The organism is Neobacillus nitrireducens (assembly GCF_030915405.1).
Classification (GTDB): Bacteria; Bacillota; Bacilli; order Bacillales; family Cytobacillaceae; genus Neobacillus.
The window spans coordinates 4,210,326-4,234,660 of record NZ_CP133262.1 but is presented as its reverse complement, the minus strand read 5'-3'; the positions used below and the strand labels follow the sequence as shown (position 1 = coordinate 4,234,660).

General features: G+C 39.7%; 20 protein-coding genes and 2 pseudogenes. 5 read left to right on the top strand and 17 right to left on the bottom strand.

Going from position 1 to position 24,335, the window contains the following annotated elements:
• Positions 1-583: 583 nt before the first annotated feature.
• Together RCG22_RS20485 and tnpB are read right to left on the bottom strand one after the other, a co-directional pair.
• A pseudogene (locus tag RCG22_RS20485) lies at positions 584-1,913 on the bottom strand (DEAD/DEAH box helicase).
• A 173-nt stretch (positions 1,914-2,086) separates the two neighbouring features.
• A pseudogene (gene tnpB, locus RCG22_RS20480) lies at positions 2,087-3,264 on the bottom strand (IS200/IS605 family element RNA-guided endonuclease TnpB).
• Positions 3,265-3,525: 261 nt separating this feature from the next.
• Between tnpB and RCG22_RS20475 the strand changes: the two are divergent.
• Positions 3,526-4,101, top strand: a complete 576-nt coding sequence (locus RCG22_RS20475) for an RBBP9/YdeN family alpha/beta hydrolase (RefSeq protein ID WP_308104484.1) — start codon at positions 3,526-3,528, stop codon at positions 4,099-4,101.
• A 187-nt stretch (positions 4,102-4,288) separates the two neighbouring features.
• Complete coding sequence (locus RCG22_RS20470; protein ID WP_308104483.1) at positions 4,289-5,197, top strand: selenium metabolism-associated LysR family transcriptional regulator; 909 nt, start codon at positions 4,289-4,291, stop codon at positions 5,195-5,197.
• A 42-nt stretch (positions 5,198-5,239) separates the two neighbouring features.
• Here the strand turns inward: RCG22_RS20470 and RCG22_RS20465 are convergent, their stop codons facing one another.
• From RCG22_RS20465 to RCG22_RS20455, 3 genes are read right to left on the bottom strand one after another with little or no spacing between them, the layout of a single operon-like run.
• A complete protein-coding gene (locus RCG22_RS20465; protein ID WP_308104482.1) occupies positions 5,240-6,376 on the bottom strand; it encodes a zinc-dependent alcohol dehydrogenase in 1,137 nt (378 codons plus the stop codon).
• Positions 6,377-6,394: 18 nt separating this feature from the next.
• On the bottom strand, positions 6,395-6,754 hold the full coding sequence (locus RCG22_RS20460; RefSeq protein WP_308104481.1) for a spore coat protein: 360 nt from the start codon (positions 6,752-6,754) through the stop codon (positions 6,395-6,397).
• 13 nt (positions 6,755-6,767) lie between these two features.
• Positions 6,768-6,977: a spore coat protein gene (locus RCG22_RS20455; RefSeq protein WP_308104480.1), complete on the bottom strand. Its 210-nt coding sequence runs from the start codon at positions 6,975-6,977 to the stop codon at positions 6,768-6,770.
• 144 nt (positions 6,978-7,121) lie between these two features.
• Between RCG22_RS20455 and RCG22_RS20450 the strand changes: the two genes are divergently transcribed.
• The 3 genes from RCG22_RS20450 to RCG22_RS20440 all read left to right on the top strand — a co-directional run bounded on the left by RCG22_RS20450 (position 7,122) and on the right by RCG22_RS20440 (position 10,304).
• A complete protein-coding gene (locus RCG22_RS20450) occupies positions 7,122-7,328 on the top strand; it encodes a hypothetical protein (protein WP_308104479.1) in 207 nt (68 codons plus the stop codon).
• Entirely contained in the window at positions 7,325-7,642 is a 318-nt protein-coding gene (locus RCG22_RS20445) for a spore coat protein (RefSeq protein WP_308104478.1), read from the top strand. Before RCG22_RS20450 ends, RCG22_RS20445 begins: the two co-directional genes overlap by 4 nt.
• A 184-nt stretch (positions 7,643-7,826) precedes the next feature.
• Positions 7,827-10,304 carry an EAL domain-containing protein gene (locus RCG22_RS20440; protein ID WP_308104477.1) on the top strand — a complete coding sequence of 826 codons (2,478 nt, stop codon included), beginning with the start codon at positions 7,827-7,829 and terminating at the stop codon, positions 10,302-10,304.
• A gap of 13 nt (positions 10,305-10,317) precedes the next feature.
• Here RCG22_RS20440 and thrB read toward each other — a convergent pair whose 3' ends face one another.
• The 12 genes from thrB to RCG22_RS20380 form a co-directional block, all read right to left on the bottom strand.
• Complete coding sequence (gene thrB / locus RCG22_RS20435; RefSeq protein ID WP_308104476.1) at positions 10,318-11,235, bottom strand: homoserine kinase; 918 nt, start codon at positions 11,233-11,235, stop codon at positions 10,318-10,320.
• A 139-nt stretch (positions 11,236-11,374) separates the two neighbouring features.
• A complete protein-coding gene (locus RCG22_RS20430; protein WP_374049485.1) occupies positions 11,375-12,673 on the bottom strand; it encodes a homoserine dehydrogenase in 1,299 nt (432 codons plus the stop codon).
• A gap of 187 nt (positions 12,674-12,860) precedes the next feature.
• The gene (locus tag RCG22_RS20425; protein WP_308104475.1) at positions 12,861-13,106 is read right to left on the bottom strand and encodes an HAD family hydrolase; all 246 of its coding nucleotides are present in this window, start codon (positions 13,104-13,106) and stop codon (positions 12,861-12,863) included.
• Entirely contained in the window at positions 13,076-13,984 is a 909-nt protein-coding gene (locus RCG22_RS20420; RefSeq protein WP_308104474.1) for an HAD family hydrolase, read from the bottom strand. Before RCG22_RS20420 ends, RCG22_RS20425 begins: the two co-directional genes overlap by 31 nt.
• A 184-nt stretch (positions 13,985-14,168) precedes the next feature.
• A complete protein-coding gene (locus RCG22_RS20415) occupies positions 14,169-15,590 on the bottom strand; it encodes an NAD-dependent succinate-semialdehyde dehydrogenase (protein ID WP_308107215.1) in 1,422 nt (473 codons plus the stop codon).
• Positions 15,591-15,627: 37 nt separating this feature from the next.
• Positions 15,628-16,998 carry a 4-aminobutyrate--2-oxoglutarate transaminase gene (gene gabT, locus RCG22_RS20410; RefSeq protein WP_308104473.1) on the bottom strand — a complete coding sequence of 457 codons (1,371 nt, stop codon included), beginning with the start codon at positions 16,996-16,998 and terminating at the stop codon, positions 15,628-15,630.
• 25 nt (positions 16,999-17,023) lie between these two features.
• Positions 17,024-18,397: a putrescine aminotransferase gene (locus RCG22_RS20405; RefSeq protein WP_308104472.1), complete on the bottom strand. Its 1,374-nt coding sequence runs from the start codon at positions 18,395-18,397 to the stop codon at positions 17,024-17,026.
• Positions 18,398-18,420: 23 nt separating this feature from the next.
• Positions 18,421-19,914, bottom strand: a complete 1,494-nt coding sequence (locus RCG22_RS20400; RefSeq protein ID WP_308104471.1) for an aldehyde dehydrogenase family protein — start codon at positions 19,912-19,914, stop codon at positions 18,421-18,423.
• A 181-nt stretch (positions 19,915-20,095) separates the two neighbouring features.
• Positions 20,096-22,219 (bottom strand): sigma 54-interacting transcriptional regulator, encoded by a 2,124-nt coding sequence (locus tag RCG22_RS20395; RefSeq protein ID WP_308104470.1) that lies wholly within the window; start codon positions 22,217-22,219, stop codon positions 20,096-20,098.
• Between the two features lie 113 nt (positions 22,220-22,332).
• Entirely contained in the window at positions 22,333-22,581 is a 249-nt protein-coding gene (locus tag RCG22_RS20390; RefSeq protein WP_308104469.1) for a biotin/lipoyl attachment domain-containing protein, read from the bottom strand.
• A gap of 21 nt (positions 22,582-22,602) precedes the next feature.
• The gene (locus RCG22_RS20385) at positions 22,603-22,893 is read right to left on the bottom strand and encodes an SAV0927 family protein (RefSeq protein WP_098263378.1); all 291 of its coding nucleotides are present in this window, start codon (positions 22,891-22,893) and stop codon (positions 22,603-22,605) included.
• Between the two features lie 17 nt (positions 22,894-22,910).
• The gene (locus RCG22_RS20380) at positions 22,911-24,197 is read right to left on the bottom strand and encodes a Glu/Leu/Phe/Val family dehydrogenase (protein ID WP_308104467.1); all 1,287 of its coding nucleotides are present in this window, start codon (positions 24,195-24,197) and stop codon (positions 22,911-22,913) included.
• Positions 24,198-24,335: the final 138 nt, after the last annotated feature.

The window sequence follows — 24,335 nt, the reverse complement described above, 5'->3', positions numbered from 1 at the left end:
AACATTAAAAATTATAAAATGGGGGGGACAATAGCCAGTGTACCTTAGCAAAATTCATTCCATTTTTACTTAAAAATTGATATACAGAAAATATTGGTTAGGCTCTGCTATAACTGAATGTTGATTTCACTGTGTTTGAAAAATAAACGGAGAAAATCCGGCTAATTTGGGAAATACCTATATTTCCTTAAAAATAAGGGGATTTTTTCCGCTTATATGATCCAAATCTTTAGATTTTGTCTTATTTAGAGGAGTTTAGCGGAATATCTCCGCTTATATCTACTTCTTTAGCTTCCTCATTAAACATTAGACGGAAATTTTCCGCCTATGAATTCTCATACCTACGCAAAAATCGATACCAGATGGCGGAAATGGTTTGAAACTTCTTCGTAATACGCAATCCGAAGAATTATCAATGAACAGCAAAATACCAAGGGTGAAAATCCTTGCTATTTCAATGTTTTTCTAATCCCTCTAGCTTTACAAATCGCCCTTCATTTTATAGAGCAAAAAGGATTACATTTTGGTTTGCATTTTCTCGTGCAAATTGATGTCTTATGATAGGAAACGGAACCCTTTAATATTATCTTGGACCTTTTCTTCCCGAACCTGTTCTTGAACTAGTTCTTCCGGATGGACCTGTATGGGACCTTTTTTCAGATTCACTTCTTCCTCCAGTTCTATTTTCCCTTTTTCCAGTTTCATTTCGATTTCGTGATGTACCTGGCCGAGCCTTTCCCTTACTACCGTTATCTTTTTGACCAACATAACGTTCTTTTTTCTCTTCATCCTCTTCTTTATTACCAATACTTTGTTTTGGAATGATGATTCTTAGCTCGTGCTCAATCGTTTCGAGCATGGGCCTGTCTGCAGAAGAATAAAAGGTAATCGCAAGACCTGTCATTCCTGCTCTGCCAGTTCGGCCAATTCGATGAACATAGCTGTCAGCATCTTCAGGGATATCAAAATTAAACACATGGGTAACACCTTCAACATCCAGTCCTCTTGCCGCTACATCTGTAGCAATTAACAATTGTATTTCGGCATCCCTAAAACGCTTCATTACTCGTTCCCTCTTCGCTTGAGACAAATCACCATGTAATTCATCACAAGAAAAGCCATTTGCTTTTAGCACATCAAAAAGTTTACTTACTCTGCGTTTTGTCCGACAAAAAACTACCGCTAAATAAGGACGATACGTTTCCACTAATTGAATAATCGTCGCTTGTTTTGCACGATCCGTTGTATGAATCGCAATTTGCTTCAGCACTTTCTGCAGGTCCCTGTGTTTTTTCAACTTGAATATACTCAGGATCATGCATATGCTTTTTAGCTAGTTGACGGATTTCAGGCGGCATCGTGGCTGAAAACAACATCGTTTGCCTGCTTGCCGGAGTTTCTCTAATTATATCCTCCACTTCATTAAGGAACCCAATATGAAGCATTTGGTCTGCTTCATCCAAAACAAGAAAGGAAATTTCTGATAAACGAATAGTTTCTCGTCTAATATGATCTAATAGTCGGCCGGGAGTCCCTACAACAATTTGCATACCCTTTTTTAATTTTTTCAATTGCTTATCGACATCTTGTCCGCCGTAAACAGCAAGGACATCTACACCGTTGATGTCTGATATTAATTTTTCAATTTCCTCTGTAATTTGCAATGCTAGTTCTCTCGTTGGCGTCACGATAAGCGCTTGAACTTGCTCCGCCTCAAGATTAATTTTTTCTAAAATTGGCAGGATAAATGCAAACGTCTTTCCCGTTCCTGTCTGCGCCTGCGCTATTATATCGGTACCCTTCAGCACTGACGGAATCGCTTGTTGTTGAATCGGTGTTGGCTTAGCAATTCCGTGACCGCGTAGTTTTTCCACGATTGGACTTGAAATACCTAGTGATGAAAAATCTGACAAAAAAACCCCTACCTTCTATTTAACCTATCTCATTAATATTGATTGTTTATCATTCCAAATGCAAATATACTTTTTCTTTCTCGTTAAAATTGAACTACTCACCCCTTATCGACCTAACGGTCTGATTGAAGGGGGAGATTCCTAAGAACACCAGCGTATCCGCTAGTTATTGATTAGGCGATCCCCGTCGCACCGACGGTTAGAAGTCTTAACGCTTCATTTTTAAGATTTTTTCCCGCGTTAATATCCCTTTGGTGATGGGTATGGCATTTTGGACATTCCCATTCACGCAAGCCAAGATTTTTAACGTCTTTGTTTTGGTAGCCACAACATGAGCAAAGCTGGCTAGATGGAAAATTTTTCGCAACTGTCACAACTTGTTTTCCATACCATTTTGCCTTGTATTCAATTATGGTTTTGAACTCAGACCATGATACTTCACTAATGGCTTTGGCAAGGTTGTGATTTTTTAACATATTTGATACTGACAAATCTTCCATTCCGATAACGTCGTGGTTTTTGACAATAAAAGTGGAGATTTTGTGCAAGTAATCATTTCTTGCATTTGTAATTTTCTCATGAATGCAGGCAACTTTCCGTTTGGCTTTATACCAGTTAGTACCGCCAACGGTTCGTCTGCTCATGATTCGTTGTAGTTTAGCTAACTTTTCTTCTAAGGTGCGGAAAAACTTTGGATTGGAGTAAGTCGTTCCATCTGAAAGAATAGCGAAATCTTTGAGTCCGACATCAATCCCGATAGCCGATTCTGTTTTAGGCAATTCGGTAACTTCAACCTCTGTTCCTATCGAAACAAAGTATTTGCCCGAAGGATTGCGTCGAATGGTAGCATTCAATATCTTGCCATGGACTTCACGACTTTTTGCAAAACGAACTAATCCAAGCTTAGGCAGCTTAATATAGTTACCTTCAATAGCAATATTTCCGTTCGTATGCTTTGTTGTGTAAAGGATTGCACAGGATTCTTCTTGGATTTAAAACGTGGATACTTATTTTGTTTTTTGTAGTATCGTTCGAAAGAATCAGCCAAGTTTTCAACCGATTTCTGCAAAGCAATACTATCCACTTCTTTCAAAAAGGAATATTGTTTCTTTAATTCTGGAATTGCTTTTACGGTTTCATATTTGTTCAAGCATTTTCCTTTCCAATTGTTCGCGGGGAGTTGACCGTTTTGCACCATTTCTTCAACGATATACCAATAAGCGTCCTTGTTTTTCTGCTTACTTAGAAAGAAATTGAATGTGAATCTCACACAACCAATCGTTTTATTGGTGAGTTCAATTTGTTTTTTATTTGGAAAGATACGAAACTTATAGGACTTATTAACAATCATTGTACCCACTCCCCTTAACGCGAATGTACGTTCTCATTTTATCATACGAGGAGGCGTTTTGGCTATCGCCAACCGACATTCATCTCCCACTTATCGTTGGGCTTCGCTCTGCACACGATTGAAGAGGGAGTCTTCTGTCGAAAAATGATAAAATAATGCTTAAAACATTTGTTGCCTTTTTCGATTAAACCAACTATAATTTCTGTATATTAAAACCAACTTATTTCATCGGAATAGTATATTTTGGAGGTAGAGAACCATATGAACCAAAATAGTTTTCTTATCATTCATGGCTTAGGTGGGAGCGGAGCGGATCATTGGCAAACATGGCTGGCTCATGAATTAGAACAAAGGAATCATCATGTTTGTTACCCAACCTTCTCAAACGTTGATTCACCTAATAAGAAAGTCTGGTTGGAGGAGCTGTCAGCTTCAATGAAGGCGATTCCGGAGGATAACAATCTAACTGTCATTACACACAGTTTAGGATGCATACTTTGGCTTCATTATACTTGTAGTCAAAATAAACAAATGGCCAAAAGAGTTATTCTGGTAGCCCCACCTTCTCCATCAATCATTCTTTCAGAGGCAAAATCTTTTTATCCCGTTCCACTAGTTGAAAACCATTTAAAGAGAACAGCCGAAGAGATATTATTTGTCCATTCATCCAACGATCCCTATTGCAGTATAGATGATACAAAAAACTATATTAATCTCGGGCATCCATCCATTACTATACCAAATGCAGGTCATATTAATCCGAAATCAGGACATGGGAAATGGCCTTGGATCTTAGATTTATGCTTAAAGAAGGAAAAGATATCTTTATATGCCTAAAGAAATGAAGGAGTGATGGAAATTTCACTCCTTCATTTTTTGCTTAATTTAGAAATAAGTCTAAAACCATTCATAATCCTTAATATCCGTGCTGCATCAAAAGATGATATGATGATATCAGGTTAATCTATCTATTTTACCGATGTAAATTAATTTATTATTTGAATATCAAAGGAGAAGATTATGAATGGATTTGCATCAGTTGTATGTTTTTACAAAGGTGGTTGAACACAAAAGTTTTTCAAAAGCGGCAGAAGATATTTTTTTAAGTCAATCTACCGTTAGTTCTCATATTCAAGCATTAGAAAAGATGTTAAATATGAATCTTTTTGATCGTGTCGGGAGGGAAAGTATTCTTACTCCTCAGGGAGAACGCTTGTATCAATGGGCACTTAAACTCTTGCTCATTAAAGACCAAGCCTTGCTAGATTTAAAAGAGGGAATGACAGACCTTCGCGGAATGATTCGGATTGCCGCAAGTTCAGTACCGGGGCAATTTATGGTCCCGCGAATGGTCAAGCAGTTTAGGGAAGATTATCCTGAAGTGACGTTTCATATTAACCAATCCTCTTCAAAAACTGTGGCAGAAAAGGTGCTCAACGGTTCAGTAGATGTGGGGATTTTAGGTGATAAGTACGAAAATGATAAACTGCATTATATTCCTTTATTAAAGGAAAAATTAGTCCTTATCACATCGAACCAAAACAAAATTGAAGGACCTATCAATATCGAGGAAATTTTGGAGTATCCATTCGTGATGCGTCATTCTAACTCAGGAACGAATGCTCTTTTGGAACGCTTCCTTAAAAAGAGTAAGATTCATAAGGACCAATTAAATATTATCGCCTATACCGAAAGCGGTCAGAGTTTGATGCAATTTGTGATTCAGGATATTGGCATATCGATTATTTCTGAAATCGCGGCCAGTGAATATTCTTCAAAAAATATGCTTAAGATGCATGAAATAAATGGCTTTGATCACGAAAGATATTTTTATCTGGTTTACAACATTAATAAAACACAATCACTTTTATCAAAATTATTCATTGAAGAAGCGATGGAATTAGTAGCCGACGACCAGCAAAAAATGGGCTGAGGAAATACTCAGCCTGTTTTATTTTTAAGGAACAAGCTTTTACTATGGTTTCAGGATAACTTTAATACAATCTTCCATTTTCGAATCAAACACTTCATACCCATGCTTTGCTTGAGCAAGTGGTAATACATGGGTGATAATGTCACCAGGGTCAATTTTCCCTTCATTGATCATCTCATAGAGGAAGAGCATATACGGGATGACTGGTGCCTGACCGGTCTTGATATCAATATTCCGATTAAAAATGTCCCCCAGAGGAAAGGCATTATACCTGCCCCCATAAACACCTGTTATTTGAATGGTCCCGCCTTTTCGGACAGCTTGACTTGCAATAACGATAGCCCCCATTGCTCCGCCCTGCAGCTTCAATCCTGAAGCAAGAAACTCCATTGGTGTCATCTTCCCATCCATTCCGACCGCATCAATGACAATATCTGCCCCGCCTTTAGTAATTTCAAGCAAATAATCGCCAACATTCTCATGATCTTCAAAATTAACAATTTCCACTTTATTTGTCCGTTTGGCATGTTGCAGGCGATAATTGATATAGTCAACAGCAATCACCCGTTTTGCTCCTTTTAACCAGGCAAATTTTTGTGCAAGCAACCCTATTGGACCGCAGCCAAGAATGATAACGGTATCCCCCTCTTTTACTCCCGCATGGTCGACACTCCAATAGGCTGTTGGAGCTGCATCCGCGAGTAAAGCTAATTTCTCGTCCTCGACTACACAGTTTTCCGGAATCTTAAAAGGAGTAAAGTTACCAAAAGGCACCCGCATATATTCCGCCTGTCCCCCGGCATACCCACCGGTTGTTTCCGAATAACCAAAAAAGCCCGATCCTTGTCCATGAGGATTTCCATTATCACACTGACTCGTCAAATCATGCGTGCAATACCAACAATGTCCGCAACTGACGTTAAAAGGAATGATAACCCGGTCACCTTTTTTTACTTTAGTAACCTCTGAACCTACCTCCTCAACAACCCCCATCGGCTCATGCCCGATGACAAAATCTGTCGGCAGATTGGGAATCATCGCATGAATCAAGTGTAAATCAGATCCACAAATTGCCGAAGAAGTAATTTTCACAATGATATCATCTGCATTTTTTATTTCAGGGTCCTTCACCTCTTTCACTTCAATATCCTTTATGCCCTGGTATGTAACTGCCTTCATCAGTTTTTCTCCTCCTTTTTATTTATTTGGCGTAGCGAACATGCCAAGGCGGTCGGTATCATTAGGAAATAGCTTTAATTGGGCAATTTGCACGGCTGTTTCTGCGGATTTCAAATCGATTGGAAATTGTTCTATTATATTATGGGGATGAAGCCAGCCTTTTTTAATCATTAAGTCAGAAATTTCAGTGTGCAAATCGATTGCAGCTTCCATTTGTTTATGTAAAGCTCTTCTTAGTTCGGGGTTTGCAGTCTCGGTAATTGCAAAACCATAATTTCGAATTCCCGTTTTCACGGTAAGTAAGAAGTCCATAGCAAAAGCTGAATCGGCCAAATTCGGCATACCTTCGGCGTTTCTAGGATCTAAATAGTCCTCCATTTTTCCACCTCACTTATTGTAGTAGCTGGCTTTGTTTATAAAAACCGATGAGTTCATTAATATCCTTAATTGACTGCTGTACATCCTTCTCCATCAGTGCTTTTAATTCATTATCAAAACAAATCCCTTGCATTAGTTTTGAGCGCAGCAAGCAAACCGTTTTAAAATTTAGAACTTCATGTGTTTCCATTGTTTCATGTAAAGCCAAGTTTTCAGCGTCCATACATACACACCTCCAGGTTCTAACCATTTGTAATTTCCCCTTTTGGCGGGCCAATTTATACACCTGTTTTTTAAAGTGCATAACCTGGGATTATCTAAGAAAATATAATGAGGATTAAGTATGTACGTGTTGGAGGGAATAACAATGGCAAAATATTTAGGCCTTCATGAAACATTGGATCTTCATGAATTGTTATCATTTAAAAATCTCTGTTTAACCAAGGCGACCACGATGAGTGCTTTGGCCCAAGATGAAGAACTAAAAGCTATTCTATCAGATGAAGTCACGGCAGGAATCCATCACATTCAGCAATTACAGCAGTTTTTGACCGATCGGAGGGATAAGCAGTGAATCAATTCATTCAAAACATAATGGGAATGGGCGGAATGACGGATCAAGTCATTGCCACTGACTTTCTTATCTCAGCTAAAGCGGGGGTGAGAAATTATGCTGTCGCGATCACGGAAACTGCTACACCTGAATTAAAAGCTGCCTTGCGTACACAATTAAATGACGCTATTGCTGCACATGAAAAAATAACCAACTTTATGGTAGCAAAGGGTTACTATCATCCGCATGATCTAAGTGAACAATTGCAAGCAGACTTAACCGTATCAAATACGGCATTAAAACTTGCACAAAAAAAGGAAAATGCCTCGGATTAGACAATCAAAAAGGGAGAACAGCCAGTTCTCCCACTAAATGTTTTTTTCTAGGTGATAAATATAAATACTGGAAAAACAGAACTGTGACTCCTTCCTTTAAAAATGGAAGTCACAGGGTAATTGGAGTGTTGCGTCATTGTCCATCAAAAAAAAGATGCCGTTGATTTTTTGCTTGCTGGTTTTTTTGATTTTAGTATCTAATAATACCATTCATTATCTTCGCTCCAAAAATCAGCTGCTCGCTAATAATGAAAGAGAAATCGATATGATTACTCAAGAAGTGTCATTTCAAGTTGATAATATAAGAAAAGGTTCATTATATGTTGAAGATATTCTCGGCAGAGAATTAAGGACGGCATCGTTGGCTATAAAGAATGCACTGCCGCCAAATTATCAAGAAATAACCAATGAACAGCTAAAAAAACTTGCCAAAGAAGTAAGGGTCTCACATATAACCCTGTTAGCGAAAACAAAGGATGATATTATCGGTGTTAGATCCTCCGACCTAAAAGAAATCAAGATGTCCACAAAGGGTTGGGGCTATTGGTATGATGCCTACCAACAACTTTTCGCCTTAAAACCGGTTTCTGTTGGAAAAGGTTTAACCTTACCTCATTTTTGGTCAGGTCCAATTGAAGTTGCTTCCTCCAATCCAGATCATACGGATAAATGGGGCTATTTTTTTGATGGGACGACCAATTATATTATCAATCCATACTTTCGTGACAATGAAGTACTAGAGTATGAAAGACGTTTTGGTCCTGGACAGGTCATTAAAGGTTTTACAAAAGAGCGTGGAGTTTTAGAAATATCTGTTTTCAATCCTAAAAACTTTGGCAAAAAGAAAGAAATTGTTCATTTAAACGGTAATAGTTATATTCGTATTTCGGCCCAACAAATTTGGTATGGGTCCTATAAGTATCGGAACGAAAAAGTGGATTCATCATTTATTCAACGGGCGATGCATACAAAAAAAGTTCAATCCTACCGGGATAATATTCAGGATAAAAATTTGATGAAAACCTTTGTTCCAGTTTTTTCGACCTCTACAGAGCCATTTGTAATTGGTCTTGTCTATAATTACGGACTCATTAAGAAGGAACTTACCCATGAACTATTGGTCCATTTATTACTTTCCTTCATCATTATGATTATCGTCTTTGTTATCAGTTTGATCTTTTCCCGTTCGATTACACAGCCAATCGGTTATATTGTGGACCAAGTGAATCGTATCGCTCAAGGGAATTTCGGTAATAAATTACACTTAAATAGAAAAGATGAATTAGGCTTGCTGACGGAAAATGTGAATGCTTTATCCAATCATTTGCAGAATTATGTCAATGATTTGAATAAGAGCAAGGAGTTTATTGAATACCAAGCATATCACGACCCATTAACTGGTTTGTCTAACAGAAGGTATTTTCAGGAAAAGTTAAAACCTTGCATCGAACATGCGAAGGAAACTGGTGAAACGGTGTCTATCTTATTCATTGATATGGATCGTTTTAAACAGGTTAATGACTCTTTTGGACATAACAAAGGAGATGAAATTCTCAAAATCGTTGCCGAACGGCTTACTGAATGTTTACCTAGTAATCATAGTATCATTACTAGACAAGGCGGCGATGAATTTATTATTTTGCTAAAGAATTTTGATCCTACTGCTACAAAAGCAATCGCAGAAAAAGTTGTTAATACCCTAAAAAAAACATATCTCTTAGATGGCAACGAAATATATCTCAGTGCGAGCTGCGGGATTAGTTTATTTCCTGAACATACAAAAAATATGGACAAACTTGTCGTTTATGCTGACATTGCTATGTACTCAGCGAAAAAGCTGGGTGGTAACAAAGTCATTGTTTACACCGAAAAGTTAATTGAGTCAAACTTTGAAAGACCCAAACTTGAGGCCCGTTTACGGAAGGCCATTGAAAATGGAAACGTAGAAGTTTATTATCAACCAAAGATCGCCGTAGTTTCGGGTCTAATTTTTGGAACGGAGGCGCTTTTAAGATGGAAAGATGAAGAATTTGGATTCGTCTCACCTGAACTGTTTATTCCGATTGCAGAAGATATCGGCTTGATCCATCCATTATGGGAATTTGTTATGAAGGAAGCATGTCTACAGGTGAGCAAGTGGAATCTTAACCGCTCCGATCCCATATCTGTTTCAGTTAATTTCTCCGCCCATCAATTTCAAGAACCTGACAGCATGGTAAAAAAAGTTCAAGAGATTCTGAGCGAAAGTCATTTGGATCCTAGCAATTTTGAAATAGAAATTACCGAAAGTATTCTCCTGAATAATTCAACAGAAATTGTTCAATCTCTTAACTCGCTTCAAAGTATGGGCATTGCTATATCGATTGATGATTTTGGAACAGGTTATTCTTCCTTAAACTATTTGAAAAACCTGCCGATTAATACCTTGAAGATTGATAAATCATTCATCCAAGACATACATGAAGATTATGCAAATTCAGAGATTCCGGAGGCAATTATTAATCTTGCTCGAAGCCTCCATCTTAATGTCATCGCAGAGGGCGTCGAAAAAGAACATCAAAGAGATTTTTTACTATCGAAAAACTGTACTCAAATGCAGGGCTATTTATTTAGCAAACCGTTAAACTCAGAGGAATTTGAACGTCTTCTTCAAAGGGAATAAAAAAAGGGAGAGATTATTTAATAAATCTCTCCACCGTTTTAACACTGCTTCCACAATAATCTATATTTAGTAATTTGGCAGACATCGTTGAGAATGCACGTTGCAAGCCTGATGCTAGCTGGTTTCCTCTCCCTTTTTCAGTAAAACAAAGAACAGTTGGTCCTGCACCGCTCAGTGCCACTCCGAAAGCACCATTGGATTTAGCGACTTCTTCTATTTCTTGGTAAAGGTTAATCAGTGGTTTTCGGTAGGGCTGGTGAAAAAGGTCCTGCTCCATCATTTTCCCTGCCATCTCCCAATTTTGAGTTAATAAAGCCGCTACCAAAAGATTGGCAGTGGATGAGGCTTGAATGGCTGCTTCACGGGAAAATGTTGCTGGAAGTACGCCGCGAGAATCCTTTGTCAGGAGAATCTCGTCTGGAATAACCGCAACCATCTCAAAGGAAATATTCGAAATGCTAAGAATGTCTACTTCGTTTTGTAGATAGGAGCCGATAACCAGCCCCCCGAATAAAGAAGCACCCACATTATCTGGATGACCCTCAATCTCAGTTGCGATTAACAGCTTTTCTTTTTGTGTGAGTCCTATTCTTCCAATCGTGTCAGCAAGTTCAATCCCCGCAACGATGGCTGCAGCACTTGAACCAAGCCCTCGTGCTAAAGGAATATCACTGTCGACTTTTATTTTACAAGGATGTAAGTCGATTCCATAGTTTGCAGCTGTTTTAATTGCAATTTGACAGATAAAGTGAGTCTCATCGGATGGAAAGTTCATTAATTCATCACGAGCCGACTGAATCTCCCACTTTACACTTTTCTCCACTTCTAACGTTAAATACAAATCAACAGCAAGGCCCATTGAATCAAAGCCTGGGCCAAGATTAGCTGTACTAGCTGGTACTTTTATAACAAAACGGTCATTTAGAGTCATCCTTTGACAACTCCTCGAATAGGATATGTCACTGCTATTTCGTCATTTAATCCTTTCCTGTAGGCACTAATATTTAGTAACGGGGTGTCATTAGTTACTGGTAAAAATTCTTTGTACGCTTCTAACAATCCCGGCCATCTCATAACGACTTTCGCACCACCTTATAGGCACTTTTAATTTCCTTAACTGCGTTGAGGTCATTTAATTCTTGTAAAATTTGATCGTAATTAGTTAACGAAGCTCGATGCGTTACCAATACAATTTCAGAGGTTTCATTTTTCTTAACTGGCAGCTGTAAGATTTTTTCAAAGCTGACGCCGTATTTTGCAAAGATGGTCGTAATATCTGCGAAAACACCAACCTCGTCCTGGACATGAATCCTTAGGAAATATTTAGAATACTTCTCGCCATTGTCTTTTAATTGTTTCGGATATTGAGGTGTCACAGCACTTCGTCCATTTACCCCAAGTCGTAGATTTTTAATGACCGCAACTAAGTCTGAAACAATGGCAGTGGCAGTTGGCAAGCTTCCGGCACCAGGTCCATAAAACATCGTTTCGCCTACCGACTCACCATAAACATATACAGCATTATACTCATTTTGTACCGAAGCAAGTGGGTGATTGTTTGATAAGAAGGTAGGAGCTACACTTACCTCAACTTTCTCCCCTTCACGATGGGCATAACCAATTAATTTCATGGTATATCCCAGTTGTTTTCCATAACGCAAATCTTCATCGGTCACCTTTGAGATACCGGATACTTGGACATCTTCTAAATCGATATGCATTGAAAAGCCCAATGTCGCTAATATCGTCATTTTACGAGCAGCATCTAGTCCTTCGACATCCGAAGTTGGATCTGCCTCGGCAAATCCCAGTTCCTGGGCTTCCTTAAGGACCTCCTCGTAGGAACGGCCTTCGTCACTCATTTTTGTTAGGATATAATTGGTTGTTCCATTTACAATACCCATTAGCTGCTTAATACGGTCTGAGGCAAGTCCATCGACTAATCCTCGGAGAATTGGGATACCACCGGCCACACTTGCTTCATAAAACAGATCACAGCCATGTTCAGAAGCAACTGTTAACAACTCAGAACCATGCAAAGCCATTAAATCCTTATTTGCGGTTACAACATGCTTACCCTGACGAAGGGCAGTGATTAAATAATCTTTTGTATCCTGTACTCCGCCCATAACCTCGATTACAACATCAATTTCCTTATCGAAAAGGATTTCGTCTGCATTTGAGGTTAAAACCTTAGTATCTATTTCAACCGGTCTTTCTTTATGTAAATCTTGAACAAGAATCTTTTTTATGATAACTGGGCAACCCACCTGGTGGATTAATTTATCTTGATTTTTTTTAATGATTTTTACTACCCCACAACCCACAGTACCTAAACCTAATAACCCAATCGAGATTGCTTTCATGATTAATCCTCCCGCTCCCTTGTCCACTTGAGACACACATTTGTTTTTCTCTTGTAGACATTATATGATTCTCTTTATTTTTTTACAATAGGTTTGTTTCTAGCAATTATACTGTAAGCGTTTACTACCGCGCCATAAAAGGATTCCAATTTTGATTATTTTTTAGAAAAATTAGAAATTTCACTTCCCTTTATAATATCCCTTTCAAATCAAGCACTGTATCTAGAATATAGTCTGCTTCATGCTTTTCAAAATCACTTCTCGCATCTTTTCCTGACAGACCCGTTAACACCGCGGCAAACTGGCAGCCTAATTGTCTTGCCGCTATCAAATCAGCCAAAGAGTCTCCCACAACTAGAATTGTCTCCGCATTTTCAAGCGGTAAAGATGTATTTAAGCACTCCTTTACCGGTGCATCTTTACCAAGTAGTCCCATGATATAGGTAAATGGATGCGGCTTCGACAGCGATTTCCGTTCGGGAGCTCTTTTTCCGCCTTTAGCACTTCATCCGCTGTAATGATTCGTTTTTCATCAAATTGTTTCAACCAATCTAAATGCTGAAACGGCTGAATGGTTTCAAGCTCAGGCCTGCCAGTTCCGATTCCAATCGTGAATCCTTCTGCGTTTAGGAATTGGAATAACTCATCAATTTCCTGCTTCGGAGCTAATGTCGTTTCATTTGCGAGAAAGCCCTTCTTCCCCTTTTGAACCGATGGTCTCCCCGTAGAGGCGAGAACATGTTCATCCCCCACATACCATTCTTGGGAAACATGCTCACAAACAGACCATAGCTCACCCTTTTTAAAAATAGTAGTTTCTACACGAAGTTTCTCTGACACCAGCTCATTCAAATAACTAAACAATTCCTGCTTCGTTGCCTCTGATCGTGCAAACTCTTCCACAAACAAACGGAAATCCAGCTTTACAGGATAACGACTCAACACCTGGCCAATCTCCAATAATGTTTCTCTTGTAATTGGTGCCTGACACCAGTTATTGATTTTCTCATACTCTGTATCGTTAATTTGCGACAACAGATGAATGAGTTGGTGGCAGAACGAAAGGTAAATCATGTCCCAGTTAGCGTTTAGACCGCGTGATTTCATAAATTTGAGGACTTTATCATTTTCAAATACTAACTCTCGTATTTCCTTGATTTGTTCTTCATTATAATCCGTTACAAACTGCTCTGGTTCGAGGCCCAAATAATTACTGCTAATCAACATCTCCCATACCGTTAAAGCAGATGCATCAAAATAATGCTCCTCGCTTAAAAGTACCCCATCAACGTCAAACAAAATTGTTTTAATCACTTTCTACACCCTCTTTTTCCCATTTGCTTTTATACGATATCGTAACACAGCAAGGTAAACGATTTGAAGTAAATTGTTCAAATAATTAAAAAGAACAAGCCGTGTCCGAAGTGCTCCGACTCCACGGCTTGTTCTTTTTACTAAAAAAGTATCTTTTTCATTCAACTTTCTTTACGAAGGGCTCTTATAAATCCAGACCTATTGATATATATTTTACTTCTAAAAACTCTTCGATGCCATAGTGACCGCCTTCACGGCCAAGACCGCTCTCCTTAAAGCCTCCGAATGGGGCTTGAACCACAGATGGCAAGGCATCATTCAGGCCAATAATTCCGTACTCCAGTTGTTCTGTGATTCGAAAGGAGCGGCTTAGATTTTCTGTATACACATAAGCAGCTAGTCCGTAACAAGAATTATTTGCCCGTTCAATCACTTCCTCTTCCGTTTTAAAGGTGGAAATCGGAGCGAGAGGGCCAAAGATTTCATCCTGCATACATTCCATTTCATCATTAATATTGGTCAAAATGGTTGGAGCATAGAAATAGCCGCTGTTTTTCGCAGGCATAAGTCCGCTATAAGTGACTGTCCCACCTTTTTCAACTGCATCCTTAACCAATCCTTCAACTTTTTTATAAGCTGCTTCATCAATCAATGGACCAATATCCGTTCCTTCCACGAGACCGTTTCCGACTTTAAGCTTTTCAACTTCTCCTTGAAACAGCTTAATAAATTCTTCCACGACCCCCTCTTGTACATAAACCCGATTCGTGCAAATACAGGTTTGACCCGCATTACGAAATTTTGATTGGACAAGTCCTGCCGCTGCTTTCATCAAATTAGCATCATCCATTACGATAAACGGAGCATTTCCGCCAAGTTCAAGTGATACTTTTTTAACCGTTTCCGCGGCACCACGCATCAAGGTTTTACCTACCTCTGTTGACCCGGTAAAGGTAATCTTTGTGACGCGTGGGTCCTTCAGCCATGCTTCCCCTATTTCTGATGACCTTCCAGTAATCACGTTTAATACACCTGCAGGTATGCCTGCTTCATGGGCTAGTTCGGCGATTTTTAGTGCCGTTAGCGGAGTTTGGTTTGCTGGTTTCACAACAGCCGTGCAGCCTGCAGCAAGTGCCGGGGCTACTTTTCTGGTAATCATTGCTGCGGGGAAATTCCACGGCGTAATTGCGGCAATCACGCCAACTGGTTCTTTTCTTACGAGTATTCTTTTATTCGGATGTGATGCAGGGATTGATTCGCCGTACACACGTTTCCCCTCTTCGGCATACCAAGAAATGAAGCCATTCGCATACTGAACTTCACCAAGTGCTTCTTTGAATGGTTTTCCTTGCTCAATTGTCATAATCCGCGCAACTTCATCCTTATTTTCATCTATTAATTTGAACCAATTCATCAACAGTTGATAGCGTTCTTCCGCTGTTTTCTTTGACCAGATTCTGAAGGCCTTACTCGCCGCATCTACTGCCTGCTCTGCCTCATATGCGCCCCCTGTTGGAACCGCACCGATAACTTCCTTTGTGGCAGGATTGATCACTTTAGTTAAAACCTCATAGTCATTGCCTACCCATTCTCCATTTAGATACATGGGATAAACCTGATAATTTTTCCTGACAATATCCACTTTATTCCCCTCCAACCGATAAAGCAGGATCATTTTTATAGACGGCTTCGATTGCTTCTTCAAGAATTTGTAAGCCCTCTTCAAGTTGTTCATCTGTGATTGTAATCGGCATAAGGAGGCGAATAACATTACTGTAAATCCCTGCACTAAGTAACATCAAACCACGTTCCGCTGCTGCTTTTACAATTTTCCCGGTTGCTTCTTTATCCGGTGTTTTCGATTGTCTATCCTTGACCATTTCCATTGCACACATCGCACCGAGGCCGCGAACATCACCAATACCTTCGAAACGCTCCGCTAAAAGATGCATCTTTTCAAGCACTCGGTTCCCTATTTTCCGTGCCCGGTCATTGAGTTGTTCACTTTCAATGATATCCAATACAGTTAGTGCAGCCCGGCATCCAAGCGGACTCCCCGCATACGTTCCGCCGATTTCACCAACTTCAGCGCTATTCATAATTTCCGCCCTGCCAATCACACCGCTAATAGGAACCCCAGCACCCATCGATTTCGAAATTGTTATTAAATCAGGAATAACATCAAAATGGTCTATAGCAAAGTATTTTCCAGTCCGTGCAAACCCGGTTTGGATTTCATCAGCAATAAACAAGATCCCATATTGTGTACAGATTTCTCTGATCCGTTTCACAAAGGCGGTGTCAGGCACTATAAATCCGCCTTCGCCCTGAACAGGCTCCATCACGACAGCCGCAATCGTTTCTGGGGCGACTTCTGCAAGTAGAAACTGTTCAAATTGCTCGATGATCATCGCGCTATATTGCTGCTCATTCATTCCTTCCGGACGGCGGTACACATAGGGATATGGTGCCTTGTAAACTTCCGGAGCGAATGGTCCAAAGCCATACTTATAGGGTTTCACTTTACTTGTCATCGTCATGGTCATTAATGTCCGGCCATGGAACCCTCTCGTAAACGAAACAATCCCCTGGCGTTTTGTATATTTCCTGGCAATCTTTACGGCGTTCTCCACCGCTTCTGCACCACTGTTAAAAAAAGCAGCCTGCTTGTCAAATTCACCCGGCGCAAGTTCACATAATCGCTCGGCTAAATTAATATACGATTCATACATCATGACATTAAAGCCTGTGTGGATATATTGACTTGCTTGTTCCTGTAACGCTCTTACTACTCTTGGATGGGAGTGGCCAACGTTTATCGTTCCAATCGCACCGGCAAAATCAATGTAACAATTACCGTCCACATCTTCTACCAGGGCTCCTTGTGCCTTTTTAACAAAGGCCTGGCTGTTATTTGAAATTCCTTTTGGGACATATTTATTTCTTCGCTCCAATATTTGCTTCGATTTCGGTCCGGGTATCTCTGTTTGGAGTTTGACATACTTCTTCTCCACTTCTGTGCTCCCCCTTTAAAAAACCTTATCCATTTATGTGTTCTAATACCTCTTTCAAGGTGTTGACTACTTTGTTAACTTCTTCATAACTAATCGTCAATGCTGGCTCGATGCGAATGGTTTTGGAGTTAATCAATGTCCCAGCAACTAATATTCCTCTATCGAACATTCCCTTTGAGACTTCGTAGCCGATTTCATCTTGATGGAATTCTATGCCAATCATTAAGCCTTGACCACGGATTTCCTGGACCTTATCTTCGTGGCCTTTTACCGCCTTTTTCAGTTCTGCAAGAAAATAGGCTCCCACTTCGGCTGCTCTTTCCGGTAACTTCTCTTCGATTAAAACCCCAATTGTTGCAATCGCTGCCGCACATGCTAACGGATTGCCGCCGAAGGTTGTTGTATGCATAAACGGATTATCGAACCAGCTCTTGAAGACATTCTCCGTAGCTACAACTGCACCTGCCGGCATTACACCACCGCCAAATGCTTTTGCTAGACAGATAATATCTGGAACTACTTCATACAATTCTGCGGCAAACATTTTTCCCGTCCGGCCCATTCCTGTTTGGACTTCATCAAAGATGAGCAAGGAGCCATACTGATCACAAAGCTCCCGAACCTGTTTTAAATAGCCTTCCGGTGGTAGAATAATTCCGCCTTCCCCTTGAATCGGCTCTAAAAGAACTGCCGCCACATCTTCGCCTACAGCAGCACAGACTTCAAACGTTTTTCTCATCATGTCAATATCGCCAAAAGGCACATGACGGAAGCCCGGGATTAATGGTAAAAATGGTTTTCGGAACATCCCTTTCGCCGTCCCTGACAATGAGCCTAAGCTTTTCCCGTGGAACGCACGTGTCGTAGAGATGAATGTTGTCCGCTCACTGTACATCTTTGCTAGCTTTAAGGCTGCTTCCACACTTTCTGTCCCGCTATTTGTAAAAAAGGCATACTTTAAATCCCCCGGAGTGATATCAGCTAAAATTTTTGCTAACATCGCACGAAGTGGATCGAGCAAATCCTGACTATGAAGTGCCTGACGATTTAATTGGTCCGTTACTGCCTTAACAACTTTGGGATTGCGGTGCCCTACATTATAAATACCAAAACCGCCAAGGCAATCAATGTATTCCTTACCATTAACATCCTTAAAACAGGAACCATTATCCGACCATTCCACAGCTGCAAATTGGCCGCCTTCAGTAACTGTCTTTCGGTATTCCAGGAATCCCGGGTTTACGTGTTCACGGAACCCGTCCACCGTTTCTTTGGTAATCCAGGCCGCTTCCGCTTCATTTATTTCCTCTTTTTCTATTAATCTTAGAACCTTATTAATATATTCACTTACATTTTGATTTTGCTCACTTTTTAATTCTTGTTTGAAATCGATACTCATAGTTTATTCCTCCAATTTTATGTTTAGTTAGAAAACCAGCCAATAGGTTCTACTTGTAAATTGATATTGATCTGTTTTATTTCTTGAAATTCTTCCAGTCCGAACGTTCCAAGACTGCGGCCAATCCCACTTTGCTTATAGCCGCCCCATGGTGCCTCGTTATACGTCGGATGGTAGGAATTTACCCATGTAATCCCTGCACGCAGCTTTTTAATAACACGCAGACCCTTTGCACCATTATTAGTAAACACACCACCGGCTAACCCATAAACCGTACCATTTGCAAGTTTAATAGCCTCCTCTTCGCCCTTGAACTTCTGGATGACAACAACAGGGCCAAAGATTTCCTCCTGGACTATTCGCATCTCTTGGTTCACATTGACAAAAACGGTTGGTTCAACAAAATAACCTTTTTCTAACCCGTTACCAACAATCCGCTTTCCACCGCATGCAATCTGCGCACCTTCTTGCTTGCCTATTTCAATGTAAGAAAGAACTTTTTCTAAGTGTTCTTGACTGACAAGCGGGCCCATCTCTGTTCCAGAGGCATTCCCGGGTCCTACTTGAATTTGTTTAGCCCGTTCAACAAATCGAGCGACGAATTGATCATAAATGCTTTCTTCAACAAGGATTCTTGAACCTGCGGAGCATACTTGACCAGAACCTGCGTAGATACCAAATAGGGCATAATCGACTGCGGTTTCAAAGTCAGCATCAGCAAAAATGATATTGGGCGATTTACCACCTAACTCTAAAGAAACCTTCTTCATCGTATCTGCTGCCGTTTTCATAATGTGCTTACCCGTTTTCGTTCCGCCTGTAAACGAAATCATATCGACCTCAGGGTGGGAAGCGATTTCATTTCCAACCACAGCACCGGCACCCATCACCATATTGGCTACCCCTTTTGGCAATCCAACTTCCTCAAAAATTTCAAAAAGCTTTTTCGGGGTGACAGGTGTCACCTCTGACGGTTTAAAGACAATTGTATTTCCTGCAGCTAAGGCAGGAGCAATTTTCCAAACACTCATTAACAGTGGATAGTTCCACGGAACAATTAAGCCGCAAACACCGACAGGTTCACGGACAACCATCGCCTGCATTGGATCGGCGACATGGTAGGTCTGTCCATCCGGCTTTGTAATCAGGCCTGCATAATAGCGAAAACAGGCGGCGGCATCACCTACATCAAAACCTGCTTCTCGCAATGGTTTTCCGTTATCCAACGTTTCTAATTGGGTTAATTCATCAGCATAATCCTCAATTTTATCAGCAATTTTTAATAAATAAGATGCTCTTTCTTGAGCAGAAATCCCAGACCAGACTCCCTCTTCGAAAGCTCTTCGTGCTGCATATATGGCTGCACGAGCGTCAGCGGCCGTTCCTTCAGGGGCATATGAAATAACCTCACCATTTGCAGGATTAAGAACTGGGCGTGTTTCTTGATTTTCGGCATCTTTCCATTCACCATCAATAAACATCTTCAGGTTTACAACTCGTTTTTTTACCTCGACCATTTAAATTCCTCCTTTATTCACCCTCACTATCAATATTGCAAGAAGCGTGCCAATTCCTATTGACTATCAAAATAACCTTTATTCGAAGTATTCAAAAAAACAATATTCAACTTTGCATAATTGTATTATGATTTGCATAACCAAAAAAACTGCTTTAGATCTCAATGATCTAAAGCAATTTTTACAGGGTAGACAAGTTTTCTATTTTCATATTTTTCTCATTTAATATTTTTTGGTACTTCCTACTTACAGTTGATTGACTAATTCCTAAGGCTTTGGCAGCTTTGGTTGTTGTTTTGTATTGATTCATCGCCATTACAATCAACTGCTCCTCAACATAATCGACAGCCTCCTGCAAGGGAATGACCCTTGTAATGACAGGCTTCATCTTTTTATGCTCAAAGCCCATTGATAAAAATTGACTGACGAACTCCGCATCAATGGATGAATGTTCGGCAGTAACTACTAATCTTTCAATAATATTTTGTAGTTCCCTGACATTACCCGGCCATGGATAAAACTCTAATACATTAATCGCATCAGGGGTTAGATGATAATTCCGCTCATATTTCTCATTCAATTGCTGAAGGAAATGAAAGGCGAGCAGCGAAATATCCTCTGTCCGTTCTCTTAGAGGCGGAATGTGAATCGGAATGACATTCAAGCGATAGAACAAATCCTCTCGGAAGGTACCCTCTTCAACCATTTTCTCCAACTTTTTATTTGTCGCCGCAATAATCTGCACATTCACCTTAATGGGCGTAGTACTTCCAATCGGAATGATTTCTTGCTCTTGCAGAACTCGTAACAATTTTACTTGTAGATGGATTGGCATCTCACCGATTTCATCCAGAAATAAAATTCCGCCATCTGCCTGTTTAAAGTATCCTTCTTTTCCGTTCTTATCAGCACCCGTAAAAGACCCTTTCGAATAGCCGAAAAGTTCACTTTCGAGTAAATTTTCCGGGATAGCCCCACAGTTTAATTTAAGAAATGGCTTTGCCTGGCGCCTGCCTAATTGATGGATTGCTTGGGCAATCACTTCTTTTCCGACTCCGGATTCACCGTATAGAAGGACTGTCGAAGAAAAGTCGGCTATCTTCTTAGCTTGATTAATAATCATCTCCATTTTTGGGCTGCAGTAAATAAGCTTTTTCAAAAAGCGGTCCTTACTTTTAAAGTCATCCAATTCCTTTTTATATTGTTCTGATATTTTTTTAATTTCATGAAGTTCACTTTTTAATTTTGTTGTTTCGGTAATATCACGTGAAGCGATGATAATTCGGTCAAGTTCATTTTTTTCATTAAAGACAGGATTTCCGACAGCAAGAATTTTTCTTCCTGTCTTCGTTTCTTGAACCACGGAGACCTTTTTTCGCTTTTCTAAAACAAGTCTTGTGACCGATGGTGTAAACAACCCTAGGTCTTCAAGTTCGAGAATATTTTTTCCAATAAGTTCTTTTAAATCAACGTTCCAAAAATCCCGAATGATATTTTCACTATATCTGAGGAGCTCTCCTTTGTTATTCACAACGAGGATTTCATCATAGATACTGGACAAAATTGCATTCAAGTCTTTATTTAAATCTTTAATATATTCAATTTCCATCGCCATTTCTTCAACCATGGGCAAATCTTGGGCAACAATAATGATGCCATCGACTTCATTCTTATAGTTTAAAATCGGGCTATAATCGACGAGAATACCGATTTCATTTTTAATGACCAGATGATTCAGCAGCGTCTTGCCGGTTGCAAATACCTGATCAAGATGAGTTCGGCTAAAGATCTCACCTGCAGGAAGATTCTTGATCTTTTCTGCGGTTGATCGAATCATTTTTAATCCAGCTTCATTATAATTAATAATTTGTTTTTCACTATCTAATACAAAAATCCCCATTGGAATCGAGGTTAGAATAATTTTTAGTAAGTCGACACTTTTATTTTCCTGTTTAAAAAGTTCCGCCAAAACGTCTTCTCTGCGAATATAACCTGTTGGTAAACCGTTCTCTCCTCTAACGATGGCAAAGGGTTCTCCAATAATTTGGAACAAAACAGGCAAGGATATTTGATCGCTCAAATGGCAGATGCTATCTATCGATTTCGCTTCTTCAACCAGGGAGGCAATCGTAACTTGCTCTTTTTTATGACTTTCTATTAATACATAAGCAAATAAATGATTTTGTTTTTTTAAAAATAAAAAGGGTTCTTTAAGGTCATTTAAGGCAGAACGAAGAACAGCTTCATTTTCATCCACGTCTATTGAAATAATTGGTTTCACTTTTTCTTTGGCAACGGAAAACATGGTTACTTCCCCCTAACTCCTTATCACTCTAATATTATCACTTTATTTGCAATAGTATAAATTAATATTGCAAAAAAAAGAAGATGCGCTTCACATCTTCTTTTTTCCATCCATTAATCACTGCCAGTTACAAATAAATCTTCCTTTATATACGCCAGGACCATTCCTGGAATAACATAATCACCTTCTTGCACCTCAAGTGATTTAACTTCGCCGCTCAAACAAGTCTGAACTGGTTCTAATTCGCCTGATTCTAATTTAATCATAAATAAGTTTTCCCATTCATAAATCCTTGACTCGCCCTTAATCGAAATCTTTTCGACCTGACCATGACAAGGGCTAATAACTACACCATAATACATAGATATCACCCTCTATTTTATTTAATACTGCTCCTGAAATGGCCGTGTCTGTAATACTAAACTGAAAAATTCCTGAAATTCTGGGATATCCTCTCTTTCAATCCCCAGCCTTTCTGCCCAATGATGGTCTGAGAGCGTATCCTCTTGACAAAGTAAAACCATTTTTCCCGACTGAATTGAAGTAACCATCGCTTTCCCAAAGAATTGCTCTGAATAACCTATTGTCAAATCGTAGCGGTGATTATTTGAAATTAAGCAAAAGTAATGTAGCAGTTGCTGTTCTTTTTGTTCGGTTAATATATCAAGCGTCATAAAAAACTACCTCCTCTTTAAAATTTCAACCAGCCTCGAAGTCTAGATGCCTCTGCTAGCTTTTGAATTCCTTCAATATAAGCAGCAATTTTCATATTAACTCCATATCTTTTGGAAGTTTGATAAACTTTTAAAAAGCTGGCTGTCATCTTCTCCTTGAGCCGCTCATCGACGATTTCCTCGGTCCAGTAATAGCCTTGATTGTTCTGACACCACTCAAAATAGGAGACAATCACCCCGCCAGAATTAGCAAGAATATCAGGGACAACAAGGATTTCTCGCTCATCTAGTATCTTTAACGCTTCTTTGGTGGTAGGACCATTGGCTGCCTCAATGATAATATTGCAATTTAGCTTGCTTGCATTATATTTATTGATGACCCCAGAGATGGCAGCCGGAATGAGGACATCACATTCTTTTTCCAATAAATCCTGATTTGAAATTGAACTATTAAAGCGATTAGAAATGATCCCAAATGAATCTCTATTTTCCAATAAATAAGGAATATCTAAGCCAGTTTCATCATATAAACCGCCAAGCATATCTCCGATTCCAATTACTTTTGCTCCCATCTCATCTAAATACTGGGCAAGGTAACTGCCGACATTTCCAAACCCCTGAATGATGACCCGGGTATCCTTTAATTCCATTTTCCTTAATTCACAGACCATTTGCAGTGTATATAATACACCTTTTGATGTCGCTGTTTCCCTGCCCTTCGATCCCCCTAATGCAATTGGCTTCCCAGTGATAAAACTAGGAGAATCAAATTCACGGATATGATCATATTCATCGAGCATCCACGCCATAATTTGCGAGTTCGTATACATATCAGGCGCGGGAATATCCTTTGTTGGACCGACTAGCTGACTCACCGCTCTTACATATCCACGGCTCAACTTTTCCAATTCATCTAAGCTCATATTACGAGGGTCGCAAATGATCCCGCCTTTTGCACCTCCATAAGGAAGGTCAGTAATACCGCACTTTAAGCTCATCCAGCCGGCCAAGGCCTTTACCTCATCCGCAGTAACGTCTGGATGAAACCGGATTCCCCCTTTCGTCGGTCCTGAGGCATCATTATGTTGAGCCCGGTATCCCTGAAATATTTCTGTTTGTCCATTGTCCATTCGAACAGGGATACTTACTTCTAAAAATCTCATCGGCTTCTTTAGAAATTCGAATACTTGAGTCGGATAGTTCAGGATGTTCACTGCTTCCTTTAGTGTTTCTTGGAACTCACTAAGGGAATTGTCCTGTTCTCTTTCTTTTGTATTCCTCATATCTAGAGATTCAACTGCCATTCTAACACCTCATTTTTTTATTGTTACTTAAGGATAAAGCAAGTTTCGTGCCAACTAATAAATAGCGGTATTTATAAGGTAATCCGGTAAATTGAGCCCATAGTTATGAAAAAATGATTGGATTATTCATTTCTACAT